Below are 19,832 nucleotides of genomic sequence, written 5' to 3' on the forward strand. Positions count from 1 at the left end.
TATGTCTAGTTTATTCACGCTGGATGACAGGTTTGGCGGGTGGGAAAGGTGTCTGTTGGACATCGGATATTTCGGGGTAGGAAACAACCGGACTGGTTTGATTCCATCCTATCACGACAGATGGATGGATGAAAGTGTTATTTCATTGCAAACAATCCGACCATCCCTGCAATTTTCCCTCCGACTTCCCTGTTTCTGTGGTATAATAAGGATGAAATGAGGGGTATCCGTAGCGAGACGACCGGGGGAACAAAAGCGATCCAGGAGAGACTTGTGCTGGTAGGTACAGCCATTACCCATACCATATCGCCACTTCTTTCCGGAACGGAAAGTGGAAGCTTAAGTGGTGCCGACCTCCAAGTCTGTTTTTCTATTTTGAATAACAGACAATGCCTCCGCCCAGACCGACCCAGGCAATACCCTGGGTCTTCTTTTACCTTTTTAAAGGGATTTTTGGGGGCGAACCGGCCCGGACACCTGCGTATGGGAGGCTCAGACACAATTTTGTACGGGGGCAGGGCCCTCGAGTGGCTGACATTGGAATGGGTCGATGGGAACCTGGGGAAGAGGTGTCGGGATTGGAACTTCTTTTGGAAAAACAATTTGCCGCCGCGATGGATCATCTGCCAGCGGGTGTGTGCATCACCGATCCTAGACTGCCGGATAATCCCGTCATCTATGTCAATCCCGGCTTTACCAAGTTGACGGGTTATTCAGCGGAAGAAGTGGTCGGAAAGAATTGCCGATTTCTCCAATGTGAAAACACCGATCCGGCGGCGGTTGAAAAAATTCGGTCTGCCCTAGAGAAACGGGAACCGGTCAAGGTCGTTCTACTGAATCGGCGAAAAAACGGAGTCCCTTTTTGGAACGAACTAAAGGTGAATCCCGTTTGGGATGAAGAGGGGAATCTGGTTCATTTCGTTGCCATGCAAACCGATGTGACGGTTCGAGTCGAAGCCAAACGGGATCTGGCTCTAGCGGCAAAAGTACAGAGGACGATGTTGCCTGTACCGATGGAAAATGAATTTCTGCGCCTCGAGACGCTGTATCGACCCTATGGGTTTATCAGCGGGGACAGCTATGATTTCCATTGGAACGAGAGCGAAGAGAAATTATTCGGATATCTGTTTGATGTGATGGGACACGGTGTGGCAACAGCGTTACAAACTTCGGCACTCCGGGTTTTGTTTGAGCAAGTCTCTAAGAAGCGGCTTTCCCTGTCTGAAAAGCTGTCGTGGGTAAATGATGCCAGTCTGCCCTATCTGGCAGACGAGTATTTTATCGCTGCGATCGCATTTGAGTTGAACTTTCAGCAGCAGGTCCTGTCGTATGCGGCTGGCGGGGTCAATTATTTTCTTGCTTCCACTTCCGGCACCCCTGAGATTGTTAGCGTGCCGGGCATGTTTTTGGGTATTTTTGAAGGAACATCATTTGAACAAAACGACATACCCTTCCAATCGGGAGACTCCTTTTCCTTTTTTAGTGATGGACTCCATGAGCTGATGCCCTCCCCTCTGGAGGAGCTGCCTTCCGATTTTGACCGGATGGTAGATTGGCTGCGCGAACGGTCCCAAAATCCGAATCAACGGGATGATATATCGGCATTGTGTCTTCATATTAAATGACACAAAGAGCGGCTCCCGGAGAATTTGGTGCGGGAGCCGGCGTTTATCTCCAGCAGGCGGAAGGGAAAAACATTTACTATGATTGACTCTCTTTTCGCCTGAGGGGGGTTCGCCTATGTTAGAAGCACCCAAGTCCCCGACAAAAAAGCTTGAATATGTGGTGAAGCGGGCATGGGAAGATGTCGAACAACCCCATCTCCAGCCCTATGTGGCCAAGCTGAAGTATGAGGATCGGCAATGCACGTTGGAAATGTGCTTAACGGCCCAGGAAGCCGATATATATCAAAATGCGAGAGCGGAGTACGATAAAGCGCTTCGAACCAGTTCGGATCAGCGGATGATTCAGCATCTCAAATCGCAGCGCTTTATTTGTCTTCATGATCACTTCACGGAACAGATCCGTAAATTCGACAGCATTCGCCGTGATGATCCCTGTGCATTGGATCGGACTATCGAATACTGCCAAGTTCAGATCCAATATGCTCCCGTTGCGAGGCGAGCATTTGAAAATGATCCGTTCCATCCCCACATGCCGGAACATCCCGGATACCATTGTTTGATCCAAATATTAGAAGAAGAAGAGAAAGTCGGTGAGGCCCTCTACTTGGCCAAACTGGCGTGGGAAGAAGGCTGGAAAGGGGATTGGGCAGGATGGATGGACCATCTGGCCAATCGGGCACGTCGGACAACATCTCCATAACGTGCAGGTAGTAACGGGCGGGTTCCGGCAAGATTCCGGATCCGTCCGTTTTTGATTGGGCTTCAGCCGCTTACTCTGGTAAAGTAATAACCATGGACCGATCTTATCATTTTTCACCGGAAAAGGGAGGTTGGCAGATGGTTCAGGTCGTTTTGTTTGACGTGGACGGGGTGTTGTTGAGTGAAAAGCGCTGCTTTGACAGCACGTGCTTAAGTGTGTGGGAATTATTGTACAGCGAGCACGGCTTGGGATTATCCGGGGGCTCCTTCCGGCCCGCCCCCGAGGAGAAAGAGATCGAAGAAGTGCGGCAAGCGGTGTTTGATGACGAACGGGTGTTGGAGTGGTTGAAATCGATCGGGGTTAATTCCAACTGGGATATGGTTGCGCTGTTATTCGGATTTCAATTGCAACAGCTTCTGCGCGAACTTCATTCGATGAATCCTGATTTCGTCGAAGAGATCTTGGCTCGTCCGATCAGCCGGCTGGCTTTGCAACGGATCGGGGAGGAAACACGGCGTGTCGGGCTGGATTTTGAGCCCCGTTTCGCGGAGGTTCGGGATACACTCGACAGTGGTCAGACGGGGGATGTGGATTTGCCGGAACGGCTGTCCCAGTTGGTACAGGAGTGGTCCGGCCGGGATTCGGATGCCTTCGTTCATGGCTCCTCTCTTTGGAAGCTGGGGCGGGATGTGTACCAGGAATGGTATCTGGGGCACGACTGGTTTGAGCGGGAAGAGAAAAAACGGAGCTTTTACCCGGAGAAAACCGGCTTTTTGCAACAGGAAATCCCACTGGCTGAACCGGAAACGATCCGGGGGACTTTGGATGCCCTGTCCAAAGAAGGGATCCAGTTGGGGATCGGTACCGGTCGACCCGCGTTGGAAACGCGTGTCCCATTGGAAGCGCTGGGATTGTGGGATGCCTTTGACCCGAACCGAATCGTGACGGCTTCTGATGTACGGCAGGCGGAGGAGATTTATCCGGATCAGGCTCCATTGGGCAAGCCCCATCCCTTTACTTATGTCAAGGCCTACTATGGGCGGGAAAAGCCGGATGCAAAGAGTGTGGGGGCCCGGTTGCCGTTGCCGGACGGGGAACAAATTCTGGTCGTAGGGGATTCGGTGGCTGATTTGTTGGCCGCACGCAAGATGGGATGCCAGTTTGCAGCGACACTTACCGGTCCGACGGGAGAGCGAGCCAGAGGAAAGTTTGAGGAGCTGCAGGCGGATTATATCCTGGATGATGTGACCCAACTCTCCGGCCTGCTTCAGGAATGGATTCGTCGCCGTGAGGAAGAAAACGAAAAAGACGCGATCGACCCGGCCCAAAGCGGATCCGGCAGTTAATCATACTTTACAAACAAGAATATTGATATTCTCATACGTTTTTTGCATAATAAGAACGGGAAGATTCATTGGTGAGCATACTTCCTCTCGGGAGGAGTGGCCACCAATGAAACTACATACAGGAGGGTTTTTGTATGGCTAAACATGAACTGCCTGCACTGCCTTATTCCACTGATGCCTTGGAGCCTCACATCGATGCGCGGACGATGGAAATTCACCACGGGCGCCATCACAAAACATATGTTGACAAGCTGAATGCCGCTTTGGAAGGACATGCTGAATTGGCAGATAAGTCCATCGACGATCTGATCGCAAACATCGACCAAGTACCGGAAAGCATCCGTGGTGCCGTGCAAAACAACGGCGGCGGCCATGTGAACCATACCCTCTTTTGGCAGATTATGAGCCCTGATGGCGGGGGCGAGCCGACGGGTGAATTGGCCGGCGCGATCAACGAAACCTTTGGCGGTTTTGACAAGTTCAAGGAAACATTTGCTAATGCTGCCATCACTCGTTTCGGCAGCGGCTGGGCTTGGCTGGTCGTGAAAAAAGATGGAAATCTCGCGGTGATCAACACCCTGAACCAGGACAGTCCGTTGATGGACGGGCACACCCCGATTTTGGGCCTGGATGTATGGGAGCATGCCTACTATTTAAAGTATCAAAACAAGCGTCCTGACTACATTCAAGCTTGGTGGAACGTGGTCAACTGGGACGAGGTAAACAAGCGTTACGCGGCTGCTAAAAAGTAATCCTTTTTGGTTCAAGCGACGGGTGCACCCGTCGCTTTTTTTTATGCATAATAGGAATCTATTACCTTACATACTAATCATTTGATATTGAAGTATCCCGATAGGATTTATATAATTCCTGGTGTGGCTGGGAACTTTGGTTTCCACTTGCAAAATAAAGTGGGATGATAAAAGAAAGATTGATATAGAGCGCATTTCCCACAAAAATCCAAGGAGGCGAATATATGAAGTCCATTCTGACGATTGGTTTGGCGGTCGCCATCGCCGTCGCCGGTACGGTACTTCCTTTTGGAGCCAACCAGGCGGAGGCGTCGGCACCTACGCTGGTACACTATGGTCACTCCAACGGTGATGTATGGGATCTGCAAGATCGACTCACCCTGCTGGGTTATACCCCTAAAGTAGACGGTATTTATGGTCTGCAGACGGAACGGGCCGTGATTCAATTCCAAAAAGATAACGCGCTTCGAATCGACGGCATCACCGGGCCGGAAACCTGGACTGCTTTGAAAAAAGCGACGGACGATAAGCGACAAGCCAAAAAAGCTCAATCGTTTAAGCGGATTGACTTAAGTCAGGAAGATCTGGAGTGGATCGCCAAAGGCGTTTACAGTGAAGCACGCGGCGAACCTTACAAAGGCCAAGTGGCGGTTGCAGCCGTTATCATTAACCGCATGGAATCATCCGATTATCCGAGTACGGCCAAAGAAGTCATTCTGGAACCGCGGGCCTTTACCGCTGTGGCCGATGGTCAAATCTGGCTAAAGCCCAATGAAAAAGCGTACAAAGCCGCCCGTGATGCGGCCAACGGTTGGGATCCGTCCCAGGGAGCGATGTTCTACTTTAACCCGGATACGGCCACATCCAAGTGGATTTGGACCCGTCCGCAAATCGATAAGATCGGCAGTCATATCTTTGCAAAATAATGGAATGGAAAAACCGCCTGGATCAGGCGGTTTTTTGTTTGGAATCATAACGAGAGAGAGGAGGTGACAATCCATGGCCCGACGAAGGAGAAACCGCTTGTTGGTTCCGGAAGCCCGGGAAGGAATGGAGCGCCTGAAGCGACAGGTGATGGCTCGGCAAACTGGGGAGACCGGTGCCGGGACGGAACAGATGAAGACAGAGATGGCCCGCCGGTTGGGCGTTCCCTACCGGAAAGATGGAGCCAACGGTGATCTCAAAGCGGAAGAGGCAGGGCGCTTGGGTGGTCCCGTCGGAGGCCAGATGGTGAAAGAGCTGATCCGCATGGCCCAGGAGGAGTTGGCAAACAAACCGCGGTGAAAGCGCAAGCGGCTCCATGCGGAGCCGCTTGAGAATGCCGACAAAGTGGTTGGAACAGGGATTTGTCAACGTTCTTTCATTTTTTTCTGCAGTTCGTACAGCTTCTTCATTCCTTCATGAAAACGATCATCTCCGTTTTGTTCCCACAGATGGGTCAACAGAAAAAGCGCATCATATTCTTGAGGCAACAAACGGTACTCCTGACTTTTATTCCAGGCATGTTGATATTGGGCGATCGCTTGCTGGTGCTTTCCGCGCAACTGGTAATGTTCCCCCAGGGCAAGGAGCGCTTCGATGTGTGGATGTGGATCGCTGCATGATTGACTGCCTTCGACGGCATCGCGAAACCACTCATTGGCTTCCTCGTGTTGTTCCAGCTCGGTACAGACCCGCCCCAGCCAAATGCGGATGGAAACCGGCAGAACCGGGTCGGAAGTGAGGGATTCCCAGACCAGAGCGGTTCGCAGACTCACTTTCGCCCGTCGCCACATATGACGCTCCATCCAGATCCTCCCGGATAAAGCCCAGAGCCGGAACAGGGCGTTCCGGTCCCGATAACGGCGAGCCAATTGCAATCCCTCTGCCGTAATCCGCTCCGCTTCTTCCAACAGCCCGTTGAACCGCATGATTTCTCCGTACAATCGATGCCACTCCAATTTTGTCGAGGGGGGACCGAAAGAACCGCTTTCCCATACCCGCCGCACGGTTTGCAGACATTCCGCCTGACGGCCCGATGCTTCAAAGGAAAGGGCCCGCAACAGAAGAAGGTCTGCTCGGGTGTCGGTTTGGTCCTCTTGGCAGGCATCCAATCCGCTGTCCGTGTGATGCAGCGACAGCGACCACTCCCCTGTGCTATAGCGGAGACGGGCCAGTTCCATGTGTGAGCGGGCGATGGATGGTTTATCGGATTGATCTTTTCCGATCCGCAGCGCCTGGTGAAACAGACGTTCCGCCTTTTTCCAGTCGTGGCGTTCCATAGCCAATCGGCCTTGAATATGATACCTTTTACCCGCAAGCGGGTGATGGTCGTCCAGGTCTTGTTGCAACCATTTCTCGGCCAAGAGCGGTTGGCCCAGATCGACCAAGGTTTCCGCGGCGGAAAATTGATGCTCCAGTTCTGCTTGTTCAGTTTGACTGCTCACCATCATTTGCTGGAGATCATTCATATCCAGATTCAGTTTTTTAAGCAGGTATTGGGCTTTTTGGGTGTTCACATGGGGAACGCCCCGTTCAATATTGCTGATGGTGGCAGGGGAGATATTTTCATCTGCCAGATCTTCCAAACGAAGGCCGCGCCCTTTTCGTACTTTACGTATCAGTTCTCCCACTTCATGAATATGTAAATGATCCACTCTACCACCTCGATTGCGGGAGCTTAATGGGACAAAATTATATCATAGGAATTTTTAAAAAATCAGGGTATTTAAAAAGGTAAATTTTGCTGAAGGATACCCTACCACTTTTAAGAGGTTGCGGAGACCAAAATGCTTTTATTTTGAATAAAAAGTAAACCATATTCACTACATAAGAAGGAAAAATCGGAGCAATGGTTAATATTTTGTTTAATCCTTGTAAACACCCCTTGCTTCCAAACGGGCATCCTGCATAATGAAAACAGTCAAACAGGGAGGGGAATCGATGGAACGGGTCATCATTTTGACGATGGGTTTCGGGTCCGGACATAACGCCGCCGCGGAGGCGTTGCGGGAAGAGTATGTCTTAAAGGACATACCGGCAGAGGTAATCGATTTGCTTGAGTTGGTTCCCGGTTCCGTGCATCCGCTTCTGCAATCGGGCTATAACCGGATGTTGAGTCGTTTTCCCTACGTCTATTCTTATTTGTATAACCGGACGAATCATTCTGCTTGGCTTCGAATGGTTTCATCGGAAATCATTGAAAAAACGGGGTGGATGATTCGTCATAAATTGAAACGCCTGATCCGTCAATTCGGACCGACACGTGTGATCAGTACTCATCCTTTCGGCTTGCTGCTGCTTCCTTCCCGGTGGCGAACCCTGCCGACCGTGGGAGTGCTGACGGATTATGAATTGCACCCCTTGTGGCTCGCTGAAGCACCTGATGTGCTGTGTGTTCCCCCAAACTTGTTGACTCGGGAACAGCAAAAGTGGTTGTCTTGGGAATGGAGAGTTCAATTACTGGAAGCAGGAATTCCCTGTCATCGGGGCTTTCGTCAAACGATCCTCCGACAGACGGCCAAACAACGGTTGGGTGCCGATCCGAATCGCCCGTTGGTGCTTCTCATGGGGGGAGGCTTAGGTTACGGTCCACTGCCGAAGTTGGCTGCATCCCTGGCCGGTTTATCGAATGAGATGCAATTGTGGGTACTGATCGGTTCCAATCGGAAACTGGAGAAGCAGCTGGCTCCCTTTTCTGAGAACGGGGATTTACGCGTTTTCTCCACCCGCAACGATATGCCTCTTTTGATGGACGCTGCTGACATCCTGGTTACTAAACCCGGGGGAATGACGATCACGGAGGCGATGATCAAGCGATTACCGCTGATCTTGTTTGAGGCCTTGCCTGGGCAGGAACGGGCCAATCTGGATTACGTGGTGCGGCGCGGTGCCGCCTGTGCAGTCTCGCCGGATACGTTGCCGGATGAAGTGGTCCGTTTGATCCGGGATCCTTCTTTGCGTCAGTCGATGTCGTCCCGGTTGGAATCCCTGGCATTCCCTGATTCGGCAACCAGGATCGTGGAACACTCCTTATATCGGAAGAGGTGGAATTCCGCCCTTTGATTCCCATGCAAAGGACGCTTTTTTTTGAAAATGCTTGCTTTCAACGGAAAGGCTCCCCTATGCTAGGTATCGGAGGAGGGGTTCGGTATGAAGCTGGTTACTTATCAGATCGGACCATTGAATGCGAACGTCCATCAGTCGGAGGAACACCTTCATCGGCTGGGATGGCTGACGGATGGGAACATATTGGATATCGCCCGTGCCTGGAAATGGGCAAAAACAGAAAAGAAATGGCGGGTGGAAGGACCGCCCCCGCACTCGATGCTGGAACTGTTGGATCGGGAGGAAGACGGGTTATACCAGTTGCGACGCATATGGGAAGTAGTGAGAGCAGAAGATTGGAGCAGCATTCAAGTGGAGGGGGAACCACTGGCCATTGCCGCAGGAGAAGCCCGATTGTTGGCTCCCTTGCCGGTGCCCCGGACATTTCGGGACTTTTACGCTTTTGAAGCACATGTGAAAACGGCACGAGCGAGGCGAGGGTTGGATATGGTACCCGAGTGGTATCAGTTTCCGGTCTTTTATTTCAGTCATCCCTATACCCTCTTGGGCCCGGAGGATCCGGTACCGGTTCCGGCCACCCGTGCCCTGGATTACGAATTGGAAATCGCCTTTATCATCGGCAAAAAAGGCAGGGACATTCCGACGGAAAAGGCAATGGACCATATTGCAGGGGTATGTGTCCTCAATGATTGGAGTGCGCGGGATCTCCAGCGGGAAGAGATGAAAGTGGGATTGGGACCCGCCAAAGGGAAAGATTTCGCGACATCCCTGGGTCCGGCTCTGGTTACGCTGGATGAGTTGGAAGATCGGCGGGAAGGGGACCGTTGGAATCTGGAAATGACGGCTCGTGTCAATGGCCGCCAGTTGTCCAAGGGGAACGTGCGGGATTTAACCTTTTCATTCGGGGATATGGTGGAGCGAGCATCTCGCGACTGCCTCTTGCGCCCCGGAGAGTTGGTCGGCTCGGGAACCGTAGGAACCGGTTGCATCCTGGAATTGGGGGAAGAGACCCATCGCTGGTTAAAAGCGGGGGATATCGTGGAGTTGGAGATTGAACGGTTGGGTGTGCTGCGTAATCGGATTGTCCCCGGAAATAATCATTTGACAGAATGATCATGGTTGTTGCATAATATCTGGTATTACACACAATTGAAAAAGTCGACTCGTTATCGAGAGTGGTGGAGGGACTGGCCCGATGAAGCCCGGCAACCATCCGATCCGGACGTATGAGACCGGAAGGGAAATGGTGCCAATTCCTGCTGTGCCTGTGGCGCGGAGAGATAAGGAGTGGGCGGTTCAAACTGCGATCGGTTCGGCTACCCCACCCCCTCTTTATCGGAGGGGGTGTTTTATTTTAACAGGGAGGGATGGTTGTGCGGAGAATCAGAGTAGGTCTATTAGGGCTGGGGACGGTTGGGAGCGGTGTCTTTAAAGCGTTAAAAAGCAATCGGGACGTGATATTGAAACGAACGGATCTGCTGTTTGAAATCAGCGGGATTTTGGTTCGTGATCGTCAGAAGCGACGGGAGGTGGACGGGATTCAACCGCTGCTAACCACCCGGTTTGAGCAGCTGCTGGAACAAAAGGTAGACGTGGTATTGGAGGCGATCGGCGGGGTGGAGCCGGCCCGTACCTATATTGAGCGGGCATTGAAGGCGGGCTGTCATGTTGTAACGGCCAACAAGGAGCTGATTGCCAAGCACGGGGTGGAACTGGACGCACTCGCCCAAGAAAAAGGAGTGCAGTTGTTGTATGAGGCCAGTGTGGGTGGAGGAATCCCGGTTTTGGGAACCTTGCGCCACCTCCTGAAGAGCAACCGTATCCACCGTTTTTCCGCTATTCTCAACGGAACGACCAACTATATCTTGACTCGGATGGAGACGGAGGGAATTTCGTTTGATCAGGCGCTGGCAGAAGCGCAACAGAAGGGGTATGCGGAAGCCGACCCGACCTCTGATGTGGATGGGTTGGATGCAGCGTACAAATTGGCCATTTTGGGAAGGTTGACTTTTGAGGTGGATGTGCCCGTATCGCAAGTGTCCTGTCGCGGTATCCGGGATATCAATCCATGGGAACTCCAGTTGGCACGCTCATTGGGTTATCGAATCAAATTACTGGCACAGGGAGAACAATACGGGGAAAAAGGTCCCCTCTCCCTGCAGGTGGGACCTGCTTTGCTGCCTTTCTCCCACCCTCTCGCCCGGATTGAGGGAGTTCACAACGCGGTTCATCTGGAGGGAGATATCGTCCAAGACGTGACGCTGGTAGGGCAAGGGGCGGGTGAGCGACCCACCGCCAGCGCCATGGTGGAAGACCTGTGTAATGTATGTTGTTTGCCGGCGGATCATGGCTGTTCTGCAGGAGAGGCAACGTTGCTGCCGGTGGACACGGGAGGATCCCGCTTTCTCTTTTTGGAGACGAGGGAATCCATCACACAGGCAAAAGTGGCGGAAGTGCGGGAAGTTCTGCGGCAGATCGGTCTGGCAGTGACGGATGTATCGGCTCTCCGGGAGGGGAAAAATGGGTTGGCCATCATCCTGCGTCGCTGGGATCCTTCTTATCCGGCGGTCCTGTTGGCGGAGTTGGGATTGGACGTAACACACGTCGTGGATCGGCCCGTTTTTGGAGCCGTCTCCTCCTCTGACCCGGCGTTGGCGGCATCGGTTTCTTAAATGCGTAAAAACCCGGCTAGGATGGAATTCCTGTTCCGGGTTTCAGAGGGTAGAAGTTTTTAGTGTGTCCTCATTTAATCGTTATGTGTAAGTGAGAAGGGTTGCCACCTACACCGGTACGACAGGGATTTATCGTACACGGGGTTCGGATTGTTCCGCTTCCTGCCTGGTTTGCCGGGATTCCTCCGGGAAGGAGACGCCTTCCACATACATGACCACTTCGACGACACGTAAGCCGGTCATTTGCTGGATGGCGTCGCTGACGTTTTGCACGACATTTTCATAAACCCGTGGGACATTACGGCCATATTCGACGATGACCCGAAGGTCGACCGCCACTTCCCGTTCACCGGCCTCCACTTCCACTCCTTTGGTGAGGTTCTTGCGACCGAGCCGTTCGCTGATGCCTTCCACAACGCCTCCACTCATCGCGCTGATCCCGTCCACTTCTAACGTGGCGATCCCGGCGATGGTTTCCAACACATGAGTAGAGAATTTGAGACCGCCTCTACGGTGATTGTCTGCCATGATGAAACCTCCCTGGTAATGGGATTTGCTAATGAACTGACATTCCCTTTCGAGGATAGTATATCAAGAAGTGTGTCGGATTTGGGCATTTCTTCGTGTTTCGGTAAAATGAATGGAAAAGGTTGAAATGGGGAAGACGGAAATGACGGATTTGCGTTTACGGGACGGCCAGGTGATCCGGCTGCCGATTCGCCGGATGGGAATCAACGGCGAAGGAGTGGGTTATTACCGAAAACAAGTGTTGTTTGTAGACGGGGGGATTCCCGGCGAATTCTTGGAGGTGAAGGTGACCCGTGTCGAGAAGCGCCACGCCCGTGCACGGATCCTCAAACGTCTCAAACCTTCTTCTAACCGCGTGGCCCCTCCTTGTCCCGTTTATGATGAATGCGGGGGATGTCAAACCCAGCACATCGATTATTCGATGCAATTGCGACTGAAACGGGAGTTGGTGGAAGAAGCCTTCGCCCGTTACACCGATATCCAATCGCTTCCTATCGAAGAGACCCGGGGCATGGAACATCCATGGGACTACCGGAATAAAGCACAGTTACCCGTGAGGAAACAGGATGGCCGCGTGCTGCTGGGAATGTATCGGTCCGGCTCCCACCGATTAGTCGACATGAGCGGTTGTCTGGTCCAACATCCCGTGATCAATCGTACGTTAGAAGGCATTCGGTCCATTTTGGAGGAGACAAAAACACCGATTTACGATGAACGAACCCATCGCGGTTCGATTCGCCATGTGATGGTGCGCCTCGCTTTTGCAACCGATGAAGTTCAAATCGCTTTGGTTAGTCGCACGCCTACCCTCCCGGGAGAAAAAGGTCTGGTCGACCGGATTCGACGCTTGCCGAAAGTGGCGGGGATCATCCTCAACCACAACCCTCGCCGCACATCCTTGGTGATGGGAGAGGAAAACCGCCTGCTGTGGGGGAAGGAAAAGATCGAGGAACGTCTGGGATCCCGTCACTTTGCCTTGTCTGCCCCCGCTTTTTTTCAACTGAATCCGGTTCAGACGGAGAAGTTATACGAGGAAGTACGATATTTTGCCGGCTTGACCGGATCGGAGACAGTGGTGGATGCCTATTGTGGTACCGGTACGATCGGCTTGTGGTTAGCCGACGGTGCCGCTCGAGTGGTGGGGATGGATACGGTTCCCGAAGCGGTGGCCGATGCCCGTTACAATGCCCGTCTCAATGGAGTCAAACATGCGGAGTACCATGTGGGAAAAGCGGAAACCCTCCTTCCCCGTTGGGCCTCGGAAGGATTTCGACCGGATGTGGTGGTGACGGATCCGCCGCGCACGGGCCTGGGAGAGGGACTGCTCCGCAGTCTGAGTCAGCATCCGGTGCCCCGGTTGATTTATGTCTCTTGTAATCCGTCCACCTTGGCCAAGGATTGTAATCGGCTCATCCAAGCCGGCTACCGGGTGAAGCGGATGGTTCCCTTCGACATGTTCCCCCAGACGGCCCATGTGGAAACGTGTACGCTGTTGGTGCACGAGTCTCATCCCTGATTTCTAGCAGTTAGCGCGAACGGGGCTTTTTTGATTGGGAGGAGGGTTGAAAGCGATTGATCCCGAATGAAACACAGTACGTTTTTTGTGGCAGCGGCCAAAATGTGTGAATCATCCACCGCCAGAATGGGAAGGAAGAGGGGGAAAAGCCGAATCAGGAGGACGAGAATGAGAAATTGGTGGTTATGTACAGCTTGCTTCTTCTTGGTTACCGGATGCTCCGTGAGCGAACCGGATACTTATGTAGTTAATATTTTCCAGGGAGAGGGCGAGGACTGGTCTGCGGAACTTCACGTCATTGAATATGCGGATCCGGAACGGAAACCAAAGGATCGGGTCTTGTTGAGTGCCAATGAAAACCTGACGGCTCCTGTGGAAGTCTCGTTTGCCGATACGGATGTGCGCGAGATGGTTGAATTGGAAAACGGGGAAGGGGAAGTGTTGTTGGAAGGACTGGAAACCCTCTTGCGGAAGAAACAGGCGGGAGTGGACATGTTAATTCGCTGGGAGGGCGGAGAAGAAACCATTCGGTTGACGTATGAGACGCAAGTGCGGGGAGATGCGCGGTTTTTGCCAGGTGATTGAGTTTTTTTGTGCGGCGGGGGAGGAGTAAGAATGGATCGGGCATTATTTATCAATGGGAAGGTGGTCACATTGGATCCCGCCCGCCCTGTGGCGGAAGCGATCTATGTAGAACGTGGCAGGATCCGTGCAGTGGGGGAGACCGAGGAACTGACGGTTCAATTTGGGCGCCGGGGAGTGCCACTGGTGGACTGGCAAGGAGGCTTCGTCACTCCGGGATTGGTGGACAATCATCTCCACTTGATGGCCCGCGGCATGGAACGTTCCCTCCCGGATCTGTCCCATGTAAAGTCTAAAGAAGCGCTGTTGGAACGACTGAGGCGGGAAGCATCCCAAACGCCGGAAGGGCAGTGGATTCGAGGGCTTCATTGGGATCAAAACCGCTGGGAGCGATCGGATTTACCCACCCTGGCCGAAATGGATGCGGCGGTTCCCTCTCATCCGATGCTGTTGACCCGTACGTGTCATCACGTACATTTGGTTAATTCTGCCGCATTTCGGGCGGCGCAGTTAGCGCCTGATGAACCGGACCCCGCTGATGGAACGTTTGGGCGGGATGAACGGGGAGCCTGGAACGGACAGGTGTATGAAAATGCATCTAAGCCGTTTTATGATGCGTTGCCTCCCCATACCGACACGGAACGGAGAAAGTGGGCAAGAACAGGCGCCCAAGAGGCTCTCTCCCTCGGTTTGACAGCGGTTCACACCGAAGATATGCGTCTGGCGGGAGAGGTGTCGGTGTTAGAGTCGATCTTCAGAGGACTGGTGGAAGAGGGCTTGCCCTTGCGCAGTCATCATCTTATCTACCATCCTCATTTGGAGGAATTAAGAGAGCGGGGTTGGAAAACCGGACAAGGAGACGAATGGTTTCGCATCGGAGCGATAAAGCTGTTTGCCGATGGAAGCATTGGGGGACGTACGGCTTTGCTGTCTAAACCGTATGCGGACGACCCCTCGACAACCGGCCTGGCCGTTCACACTCCGGGTGAATTGCAGCAATGGGTGAGACGTGCCCGCGGGGCTGGATTGACAGTTGCCATCCATGCGATCGGGGATGGTGGGGTGGAGAGGGTGATCGATGCTTTGGAAGCGGCTCCACTGCGTCGATGGGTCTCCCCGCCTCACCGGGATCGGCTGATCCATGGACAGGTGTTGCGGCGTGACTTGGTGGAACGGTTGAAACGTCTGCCGGTAGCGGTGGATATCCAGCCCCGGTTTGTGGCAGGTGACTTTCCCTGGGTGATGGAACGGCTGGGGCCGGAGAGGCTGGATTGCGCCTATGCATGGAGAACGTTGGTGGAAGCGGGTCTTCTGTGCGGGGGTGGAAGCGATGCTCCCATCGAGCCGATGAATCCGCTTTTGGGTATCCATGCCGCCGTTACTCGGCGGGCTCCCGGAGAAGATCATGATGGTTACCTGCCCCAAGAGAAGCTGACCTGCGCGCAAGCGCTGCGTCTGTTTACTCTGGGGGCTGCGGAAACTGCCGGGGAGGAAGCGGAGAGGGGATCGATCTCGTCGGGAAAATGGGCCGATTTTTCCGTGTTTGATCAGGACTTGTTGGGGCAGGATCCGGACCGTCTGTTGGAAACGCGGGTGATTATGACCGTTGTCAACGGACGAATCGCGTATCGATCCGGTTAAAGTGGGTTTGATTATTCCATTTTATCGATTTATCAGAGAAACATAGACACCTTGTATGCTGGGTCGACCGGGTTTCCGGTTCTTTTTTTTGCCCGGATGGAATAAGGGTTTAGGGCGAGGTGGTTTATATGGCGGTGGTAAAGGCAACCAGTGAAGAAATCAAGATGTTGGCGCGGTTGATGCGGGCGGAAGCGGAGGAAGACGGAGAGCCGGGGATGTTGATGGTGGGAAACGTGGGGGTGAACCGGGTGATCGAGGATTGCCTGGATTTTGAAGACATCCGTACGTTGCAGCAAATGATTTTCCAGTCTCCCGGCGGGTTTGAGGCGGTGCAAAAACCGTATTTCTATCAGGCGGCGCGCGGGCAGGATATTCGGCTGGCCCAACGGGCCGTCAATGGGGAGCGCAGGGATCCGGCGCGTCACGCCCTTTGGTTTTTCCGGCCGGTGGGGGAATGTCCGGCCACGTGGTTCAATCAGGCGAACAGTGGCCGTTACAAAGCCCATTGTTTCTACATTCCCACTCCCGCCGATTGTCCAAGGGTATATTAAGGAGGTGGAAAAGGAGTGTACTGGAATCAAGCGTATCCCGCTCAGGTTGCCGATTACGGATGGGTTTCCCAACAGCGGCGGCCTGAACGGGTTTTCAGCGAGGATCTCCTGCAAAGGAATATCGGCAGGCTGGTCACCCTGTATCTTACCTTTGAAAATAACCCGCAGTGGACGGCCAAGAAGGTGACCGGTACCTTGCGGGAAGTGGGTCGGGATTTCACTCTGGTCCGTGACCAGCAGACGGGAAAAGATATGATGTTCCATAATATCAATATCGATTTTGTGGTTTTTGAAACCGAGCCTGCCCAATTGGTGAGGGGAAAAGAATAAGTTTCCCGTTGGTGTGGAAATGAGAGTAAAGATGCCTGGTTGATCCGGGCCCCTTTTGTGGCAGTACAAGAAAAGCAGGTTGGATAAAGGGATATACAAGCAAAAGGCCCGTATGGGGGCCTTTTTTTATTCCAGTACATATGCGAGGGCGTCCAGGGCCTGGTCGGGGGTTTCCACCACGACTTGTGCCCGTTGGGCCAACTCTTTCAGGGGATGAATTAACTCCTTGGGACGGATCAGGATGAGAGGTTTGTTGGACTGGATGGCGATAGCGGCGTCCATGGCCGTGTTCCACTGACGGTACTTCTCTCCAAACAGGGCGACGACCACGTCCGCTTTTTCCATCCACACCCGGGTGCGCAGGTTGTTCATCTCCGACGCAGCCTGGTCCCGGTATTCCTGATTGGGCTGCGTTCCTTTGATTGATTCGCCGATATCATCTGAGCGGTCATGGTTTTCCTGCGGTCCTTTAAATACAATCGGCATGCCGCGCTCTTCCGCTTTTATGCGCAGTTGTTCACGCCAATCGTCATGAATCTGTCCGGCCAGATAAACAGTCAGTTGCATCTTCCCCACTCCTTTTATAGAGATCATGGGCATCGATTCCATTGTACCAGATACCCGGACAGAGGGCTGTCCAATCTGTAATAGCTTTAGTTATTTCTTTAACTTGACAAAAGTGAGTGAAGGAGTTAACCTTATATATAGTAAGTGACTATATATAATATAGTTAAATATTTCAATGCAAAGGATGGGAGACAATGGGTCAATTGCTCTACATTACCGCCAACCCAAAAACGGAAGAAACCTCTTTTGGCTTGAAAGCGGGTCGGGCGTTCCTGGAAGCTTACCGCGAAGCGAATCCGGAGGATGAAGTGATCCATGTGGACGTGTTCCAACAAGATATTCCGCTCATCGATGCCGATGTGTTGTCCGCTTGGGGGAAACTGGGCTCCGGACACTCTTTTGACGATCTTTCAGACGCGGAACGAGGCAAAGTAGCCCAGCTTGGGGAACTGGTGGACCAGTTCATCGCTGCGGACCGCTATGTGTTTGTCTCTCCGTTGTGGAACTTCGGTGTCCCCCCGCTGTTGAAAGCCTATATCGACGCGGTGGCGGTTGCGGGTAAAACCTTCCGTTACACCGAAGCGGGACCGGAAGGGCTGCTGACAGGGAAGAAAGCGGTTCACATCCACGCCACCGGAGGTGTATACAGCGAACCGCCGATGGACGCGATGGACTTCAGCAATCGTTATTTGGTCACTGTGCTTGGGTTCCTGGGAGTGACGGATGTGGAAACGGTCCGGGTGGAGGGAATGAACCAGTTCCCGGATCGCACGGATGAGATCTTGGCCAAAGCCGCAGACAAGGCGCGGGAAACGGCGCAGCGATTGGCGAGACATGCGGTTGTCACCGAACAATAAACGAAGGTAATGGCTTTCTTTAGTAAGAGACATCCCGCCGTTGCAAAAACGAGCCTCCCGGATTCATCCGGGAGGCTCGTTATGGTGTAAAAATGGGGCACCTACCCACCCTGTTTCGAATATGAAAAAGGGGGAGGAGGGGAATGGCATGGAAAAACAATTCTGGACGTCTTCGATCCCGACCGAAACAAGGGAGGGTGCAGACAGGGAAGCGGTTCAAGAGGCCGTACAAACTCTTCGATATGCGTCGCCTCAAGAGGTGTTGTATTGGAGTGTGGAACGGTTCGGAAAATCCATGACACTGGCGTGCAGCTTTGGTTTGGAAGATGTCGTGTTGGTGGATATGTTGCATCAGATCGATCCCCAAATCGACGTTTTTTATCTGGATACGGGCTTGTTGTTCCGGGAAACTCACCAAACTCGTGAACGATTGACAAAACGGTATGGGAAGTCCTTTATCCGCGTATCGCCGAACCTCTCGCTGAATGAACAGGAAGCGATTCATGGAGAAGCCTTGTGGAAACGGGATCCCCATGCCTGTTGCGCGATCCGGAAGGTGGAACCTCTGGGCCGCTTTTTGTCCGACTATCGGGTGTGGTGCACGGGAATCAGACGGGAGCAATCTCCGACACGTGCTCATGCGGAGATGGTGGAATGGGATTCGTTGTTCCACATGGCCAAATTGAATCCCCTCGCACGTTGGACCATGGACGATGTGTGGGACTACGTTCGAAAGAACGGCGTTCCCTTCAACCCGATGCATGAGCGATGGTTTCCCAGTATTGGTTGTATTCCCTGTACGAAACAAGTAGAGCCTGGAGAGGATGGGCGTGCGGGTCGTTGGCCGGGCCTGGCTAAGACGGAGTGCGGCCTGCATCATAGAGAAAACAACACGACGATGGGAGGGAGATGAGATGGTGGCCGATCCCCATGGAGGCCGATTGGTTGATCAGGTGTGGAAAGGAGAACGTCGGCAGGAGGGACGGATCCGTGCCGTGGAAAGCCTGACGGTTCCCTTATCTGATGCCGCTTTGGCCGATGTGGAGTGTTTGGCGACGGGGGTATTTTCCCCCTTACACGGCTTTTTGACGGAAGACGACTACCATTCTGTACGGGATCAGATGTGTCTGGCTGATGGGACGGTGTGGAGCATTCCGATCACCCTGCCGGTTCCAGAGGGGGTTCGGGAAGGGAACCGGCTGGGATTAACGGATCGCCGCGGCGGGGATTTGGTGGCCCTGATGGAAGTGGAAAGCGTATTTGAGGTAGATCCCGTTTTGGAAGCGGAACGCGTCTTTGGAACTTCGGACAGGGAGCACCCGGGTGTGAAGCGGCTCTTTCAAGAACCTGTTTTACGTGCGGGTGGACCGGTTTATCTCCTGCGGGATCCCAGGCGGATCTTTTCCGGTTATCCCGCCTATCCTTTGGAAACCCGTGAACACTTCCAGCAGTTGGGATGGCGGACCGTGGTCGGTTTTCAGACACGCAACCCCGTTCATCGCGCCCACGAATATATTCAAAAGTGCGCACTGGAGGTGGTGGACGGTTTGTTTCTCCATCCCTTGGTGGGACCTACCAAAGCAGATGATATTCCGGCGGATGTTCGTATGAGAAGCTATGAGGCGATACTGGAATCCTATTTCCCTAAAAATCGGGTATGTCTGGGTATTTTTCCGGCAGCCATGCGTTATGCGGGACCGCGGGAGGCCGTTTTTCATGCACTGGTTCGTAAAAATTACGGATGCACCCATTTTATCGTGGGGAGGGATCATGCAGGAGTGGGTGACTATTACGGGACATATGAAGCACAGGAGCTCGTTCGATCCTTTACTCCGGAGGAACTGGGAATTCAACCCCTCTTTTTTGAACACAGCTTTTACTGCCGTCGCTGCCAGGGAATGGCCTCCTTTAAAACGTGTTCCCACTCGTCGGAGGACCGGCTGATCCTGTCGGGAACAAAAGTGCGGGGCATGCTTCAGTCCGGCATCACTCCTCCACCGGAGTATTCTCGTCCGGAAGTGGTGGAGGTCTTGTTGGAGGCGTATCAAAAAAGATACACCCATGAGCGGGGCCGATCCGGCTCATGAGTGTGCGGGTGGGGGAGTGTTTCGAGGTATG

General features: G+C 53.1%; 20 protein-coding genes and 1 riboswitch. Of the genes, 17 read left to right on the forward strand and 3 right to left on the reverse strand.

Annotated features, from left to right (window positions below):
- The first annotated feature begins 527 nt into the window (after positions 1-527).
- The 6 genes from JOE21_RS16335 to JOE21_RS16360 all read left to right on the forward strand — a co-directional run bounded on the left by JOE21_RS16335 (position 528) and on the right by JOE21_RS16360 (position 5,707).
- Complete coding sequence (locus JOE21_RS16335; protein WP_309868390.1) at positions 528-1,625, forward strand: PP2C family protein-serine/threonine phosphatase; 1,098 nt, start codon at positions 528-530, stop codon at positions 1,623-1,625.
- Between the two features lie 115 nt (positions 1,626-1,740).
- Complete coding sequence (locus JOE21_RS16340; protein WP_309868391.1) at positions 1,741-2,325, forward strand: hypothetical protein; 585 nt, start codon at positions 1,741-1,743, stop codon at positions 2,323-2,325.
- Positions 2,326-2,462: 137 nt separating this feature from the next.
- Entirely contained in the window at positions 2,463-3,671 is a 1,209-nt protein-coding gene (locus JOE21_RS16345) for an HAD family hydrolase (RefSeq protein ID WP_309868392.1), read from the forward strand.
- A 134-nt stretch (positions 3,672-3,805) separates the two neighbouring features.
- A complete protein-coding gene (locus tag JOE21_RS16350) occupies positions 3,806-4,423 on the forward strand; it encodes a superoxide dismutase (protein WP_309868393.1) in 618 nt (205 codons plus the stop codon).
- A gap of 224 nt (positions 4,424-4,647) precedes the next feature.
- Positions 4,648-5,349, forward strand: a complete 702-nt coding sequence (gene sleB / locus JOE21_RS16355; RefSeq protein ID WP_309868394.1) for a spore cortex-lytic enzyme — start codon at positions 4,648-4,650, stop codon at positions 5,347-5,349.
- A gap of 73 nt (positions 5,350-5,422) precedes the next feature.
- Positions 5,423-5,707 (forward strand): alpha/beta-type small acid-soluble spore protein, encoded by a 285-nt coding sequence (locus tag JOE21_RS16360; RefSeq protein WP_309868395.1) that lies wholly within the window; start codon positions 5,423-5,425, stop codon positions 5,705-5,707.
- A 65-nt stretch (positions 5,708-5,772) separates the two neighbouring features.
- Here the strand turns inward: JOE21_RS16360 and JOE21_RS16365 are convergent, their stop codons facing one another.
- On the reverse strand, positions 5,773-7,059 hold the full coding sequence (locus JOE21_RS16365; protein ID WP_309868396.1) for a tetratricopeptide repeat protein: 1,287 nt from the start codon (positions 7,057-7,059) through the stop codon (positions 5,773-5,775).
- A 286-nt stretch (positions 7,060-7,345) separates the two neighbouring features.
- Here JOE21_RS16365 and JOE21_RS16370 point away from each other — a divergent pair, with 286 nt between their 5' ends.
- The 3 genes from JOE21_RS16370 to JOE21_RS16380 all read left to right on the forward strand — a co-directional run bounded on the left by JOE21_RS16370 (position 7,346) and on the right by JOE21_RS16380 (position 11,142).
- On the forward strand, positions 7,346-8,467 hold the full coding sequence (locus JOE21_RS16370; protein ID WP_309868397.1) for an MGDG synthase family glycosyltransferase: 1,122 nt from the start codon (positions 7,346-7,348) through the stop codon (positions 8,465-8,467).
- A gap of 87 nt (positions 8,468-8,554) precedes the next feature.
- Positions 8,555-9,583 (forward strand): fumarylacetoacetate hydrolase family protein, encoded by a 1,029-nt coding sequence (locus tag JOE21_RS16375; RefSeq protein ID WP_309868399.1) that lies wholly within the window; start codon positions 8,555-8,557, stop codon positions 9,581-9,583.
- 50 nt (positions 9,584-9,633) lie between these two features.
- A riboswitch (SAM riboswitch) is annotated at positions 9,634-9,757 on the forward strand.
- An 86-nt stretch (positions 9,758-9,843) separates the two neighbouring features.
- The gene (locus JOE21_RS16380) at positions 9,844-11,142 is read left to right on the forward strand and encodes a homoserine dehydrogenase (protein ID WP_309868400.1); all 1,299 of its coding nucleotides are present in this window, start codon (positions 9,844-9,846) and stop codon (positions 11,140-11,142) included.
- A gap of 129 nt (positions 11,143-11,271) precedes the next feature.
- Here the strand turns inward: JOE21_RS16380 and JOE21_RS16385 are convergent, their stop codons facing one another.
- A complete protein-coding gene (locus JOE21_RS16385) occupies positions 11,272-11,670 on the reverse strand; it encodes an Asp23/Gls24 family envelope stress response protein (protein WP_309868401.1) in 399 nt (132 codons plus the stop codon).
- A 142-nt stretch (positions 11,671-11,812) separates the two neighbouring features.
- Here JOE21_RS16385 and rlmD point away from each other — a divergent pair, with 142 nt between their 5' ends.
- From rlmD to JOE21_RS16410, 5 genes are all read left to right on the forward strand, one after another.
- Positions 11,813-13,186, forward strand: a complete 1,374-nt coding sequence (gene rlmD / locus JOE21_RS16390) for a 23S rRNA (uracil(1939)-C(5))-methyltransferase RlmD (RefSeq protein WP_309868402.1) — start codon at positions 11,813-11,815, stop codon at positions 13,184-13,186.
- A gap of 168 nt (positions 13,187-13,354) precedes the next feature.
- Complete coding sequence (locus JOE21_RS16395; protein WP_309868404.1) at positions 13,355-13,771, forward strand: hypothetical protein; 417 nt, start codon at positions 13,355-13,357, stop codon at positions 13,769-13,771.
- A 30-nt stretch (positions 13,772-13,801) separates the two neighbouring features.
- Positions 13,802-15,409 (forward strand): amidohydrolase, encoded by a 1,608-nt coding sequence (locus JOE21_RS16400; RefSeq protein ID WP_309868406.1) that lies wholly within the window; start codon positions 13,802-13,804, stop codon positions 15,407-15,409.
- Positions 15,410-15,537: 128 nt separating this feature from the next.
- Complete coding sequence (locus tag JOE21_RS16405; protein WP_309868407.1) at positions 15,538-15,960, forward strand: cell wall hydrolase; 423 nt, start codon at positions 15,538-15,540, stop codon at positions 15,958-15,960.
- A 15-nt stretch (positions 15,961-15,975) separates the two neighbouring features.
- Entirely contained in the window at positions 15,976-16,290 is a 315-nt protein-coding gene (locus JOE21_RS16410; RefSeq protein WP_309868409.1) for a spore coat protein GerQ, read from the forward strand.
- 126 nt (positions 16,291-16,416) lie between these two features.
- Here the strand turns inward: JOE21_RS16410 and JOE21_RS16415 are convergent, their stop codons facing one another.
- On the reverse strand, positions 16,417-16,857 hold the full coding sequence (locus JOE21_RS16415) for a YtoQ family protein (protein ID WP_309868411.1): 441 nt from the start codon (positions 16,855-16,857) through the stop codon (positions 16,417-16,419).
- Between the two features lie 194 nt (positions 16,858-17,051).
- On the opposite strand from JOE21_RS16415, the gene JOE21_RS16420 reads away from it, so the two are divergent.
- The 3 genes from JOE21_RS16420 to sat all read left to right on the forward strand — a co-directional run bounded on the left by JOE21_RS16420 (position 17,052) and on the right by sat (position 19,801).
- Positions 17,052-17,714 carry an FMN-dependent NADH-azoreductase gene (locus JOE21_RS16420; protein WP_309868413.1) on the forward strand — a complete coding sequence of 221 codons (663 nt, stop codon included), beginning with the start codon at positions 17,052-17,054 and terminating at the stop codon, positions 17,712-17,714.
- 148 nt (positions 17,715-17,862) lie between these two features.
- Positions 17,863-18,627 (forward strand): phosphoadenylyl-sulfate reductase, encoded by a 765-nt coding sequence (locus JOE21_RS16425; RefSeq protein ID WP_309868415.1) that lies wholly within the window; start codon positions 17,863-17,865, stop codon positions 18,625-18,627.
- Between the two features lies 1 nt (position 18,628).
- Positions 18,629-19,801: a sulfate adenylyltransferase gene (sat, locus tag JOE21_RS16430; protein ID WP_309868417.1), complete on the forward strand. Its 1,173-nt coding sequence runs from the start codon at positions 18,629-18,631 to the stop codon at positions 19,799-19,801.
- Positions 19,802-19,832 lie beyond the last annotated feature (31 nt).

Origin of the sequence: Desmospora profundinema, from assembly GCF_031454155.1 — a bacterium.
Lineage (GTDB): Bacteria > Bacillota > Bacilli > Thermoactinomycetales > DSM-45169 > Desmospora > Desmospora profundinema.

Excerpts from the sequence above, each read along its gene's own strand:
- JOE21_RS16340 (WP_309868391.1), top strand. The coding sequence starts at position 1,741 with ATGTTAGAAGCACCCAAGTCCCCGACAAAAAAGCTTGAATATGTGGTG.
- JOE21_RS16345 (WP_309868392.1), top strand. The coding sequence starts at position 2,463 with ATGGTTCAGGTCGTTTTGTTTGACGTGGACGGGGTGTTGTTGAGTGAA.
- JOE21_RS16350 (WP_309868393.1), top strand. The coding sequence starts at position 3,806 with ATGGCTAAACATGAACTGCCTGCACTGCCTTATTCCACTGATGCCTTG.
- sleB (WP_309868394.1), top strand. The coding sequence starts at position 4,648 with ATGAAGTCCATTCTGACGATTGGTTTGGCGGTCGCCATCGCCGTCGCC.
- JOE21_RS16360 (WP_309868395.1), top strand. The coding sequence starts at position 5,423 with ATGGCCCGACGAAGGAGAAACCGCTTGTTGGTTCCGGAAGCCCGGGAA.
- JOE21_RS16370 (WP_309868397.1), top strand. The coding sequence starts at position 7,346 with ATGGAACGGGTCATCATTTTGACGATGGGTTTCGGGTCCGGACATAAC.
- JOE21_RS16375 (WP_309868399.1), top strand. The coding sequence starts at position 8,555 with ATGAAGCTGGTTACTTATCAGATCGGACCATTGAATGCGAACGTCCAT.
- JOE21_RS16385 (WP_309868401.1), bottom strand. The coding sequence starts at position 11,670 with ATGGCAGACAATCACCGTAGAGGCGGTCTCAAATTCTCTACTCATGTG.
- rlmD (WP_309868402.1), top strand. The coding sequence starts at position 11,813 with ATGACGGATTTGCGTTTACGGGACGGCCAGGTGATCCGGCTGCCGATT.
- JOE21_RS16395 (WP_309868404.1), top strand. The coding sequence starts at position 13,355 with ATGAGAAATTGGTGGTTATGTACAGCTTGCTTCTTCTTGGTTACCGGA.
- JOE21_RS16400 (WP_309868406.1), top strand. The coding sequence starts at position 13,802 with ATGGATCGGGCATTATTTATCAATGGGAAGGTGGTCACATTGGATCCC.
- JOE21_RS16405 (WP_309868407.1), top strand. The coding sequence starts at position 15,538 with ATGGCGGTGGTAAAGGCAACCAGTGAAGAAATCAAGATGTTGGCGCGG.
- JOE21_RS16415 (WP_309868411.1), bottom strand. The coding sequence starts at position 16,857 with ATGCAACTGACTGTTTATCTGGCCGGACAGATTCATGACGATTGGCGT.
- JOE21_RS16420 (WP_309868413.1), top strand. The coding sequence starts at position 17,052 with ATGGGTCAATTGCTCTACATTACCGCCAACCCAAAAACGGAAGAAACC.
- JOE21_RS16425 (WP_309868415.1), top strand. The coding sequence starts at position 17,863 with ATGGAAAAACAATTCTGGACGTCTTCGATCCCGACCGAAACAAGGGAG.
- sat (WP_309868417.1), top strand. The coding sequence starts at position 18,629 with ATGGTGGCCGATCCCCATGGAGGCCGATTGGTTGATCAGGTGTGGAAA.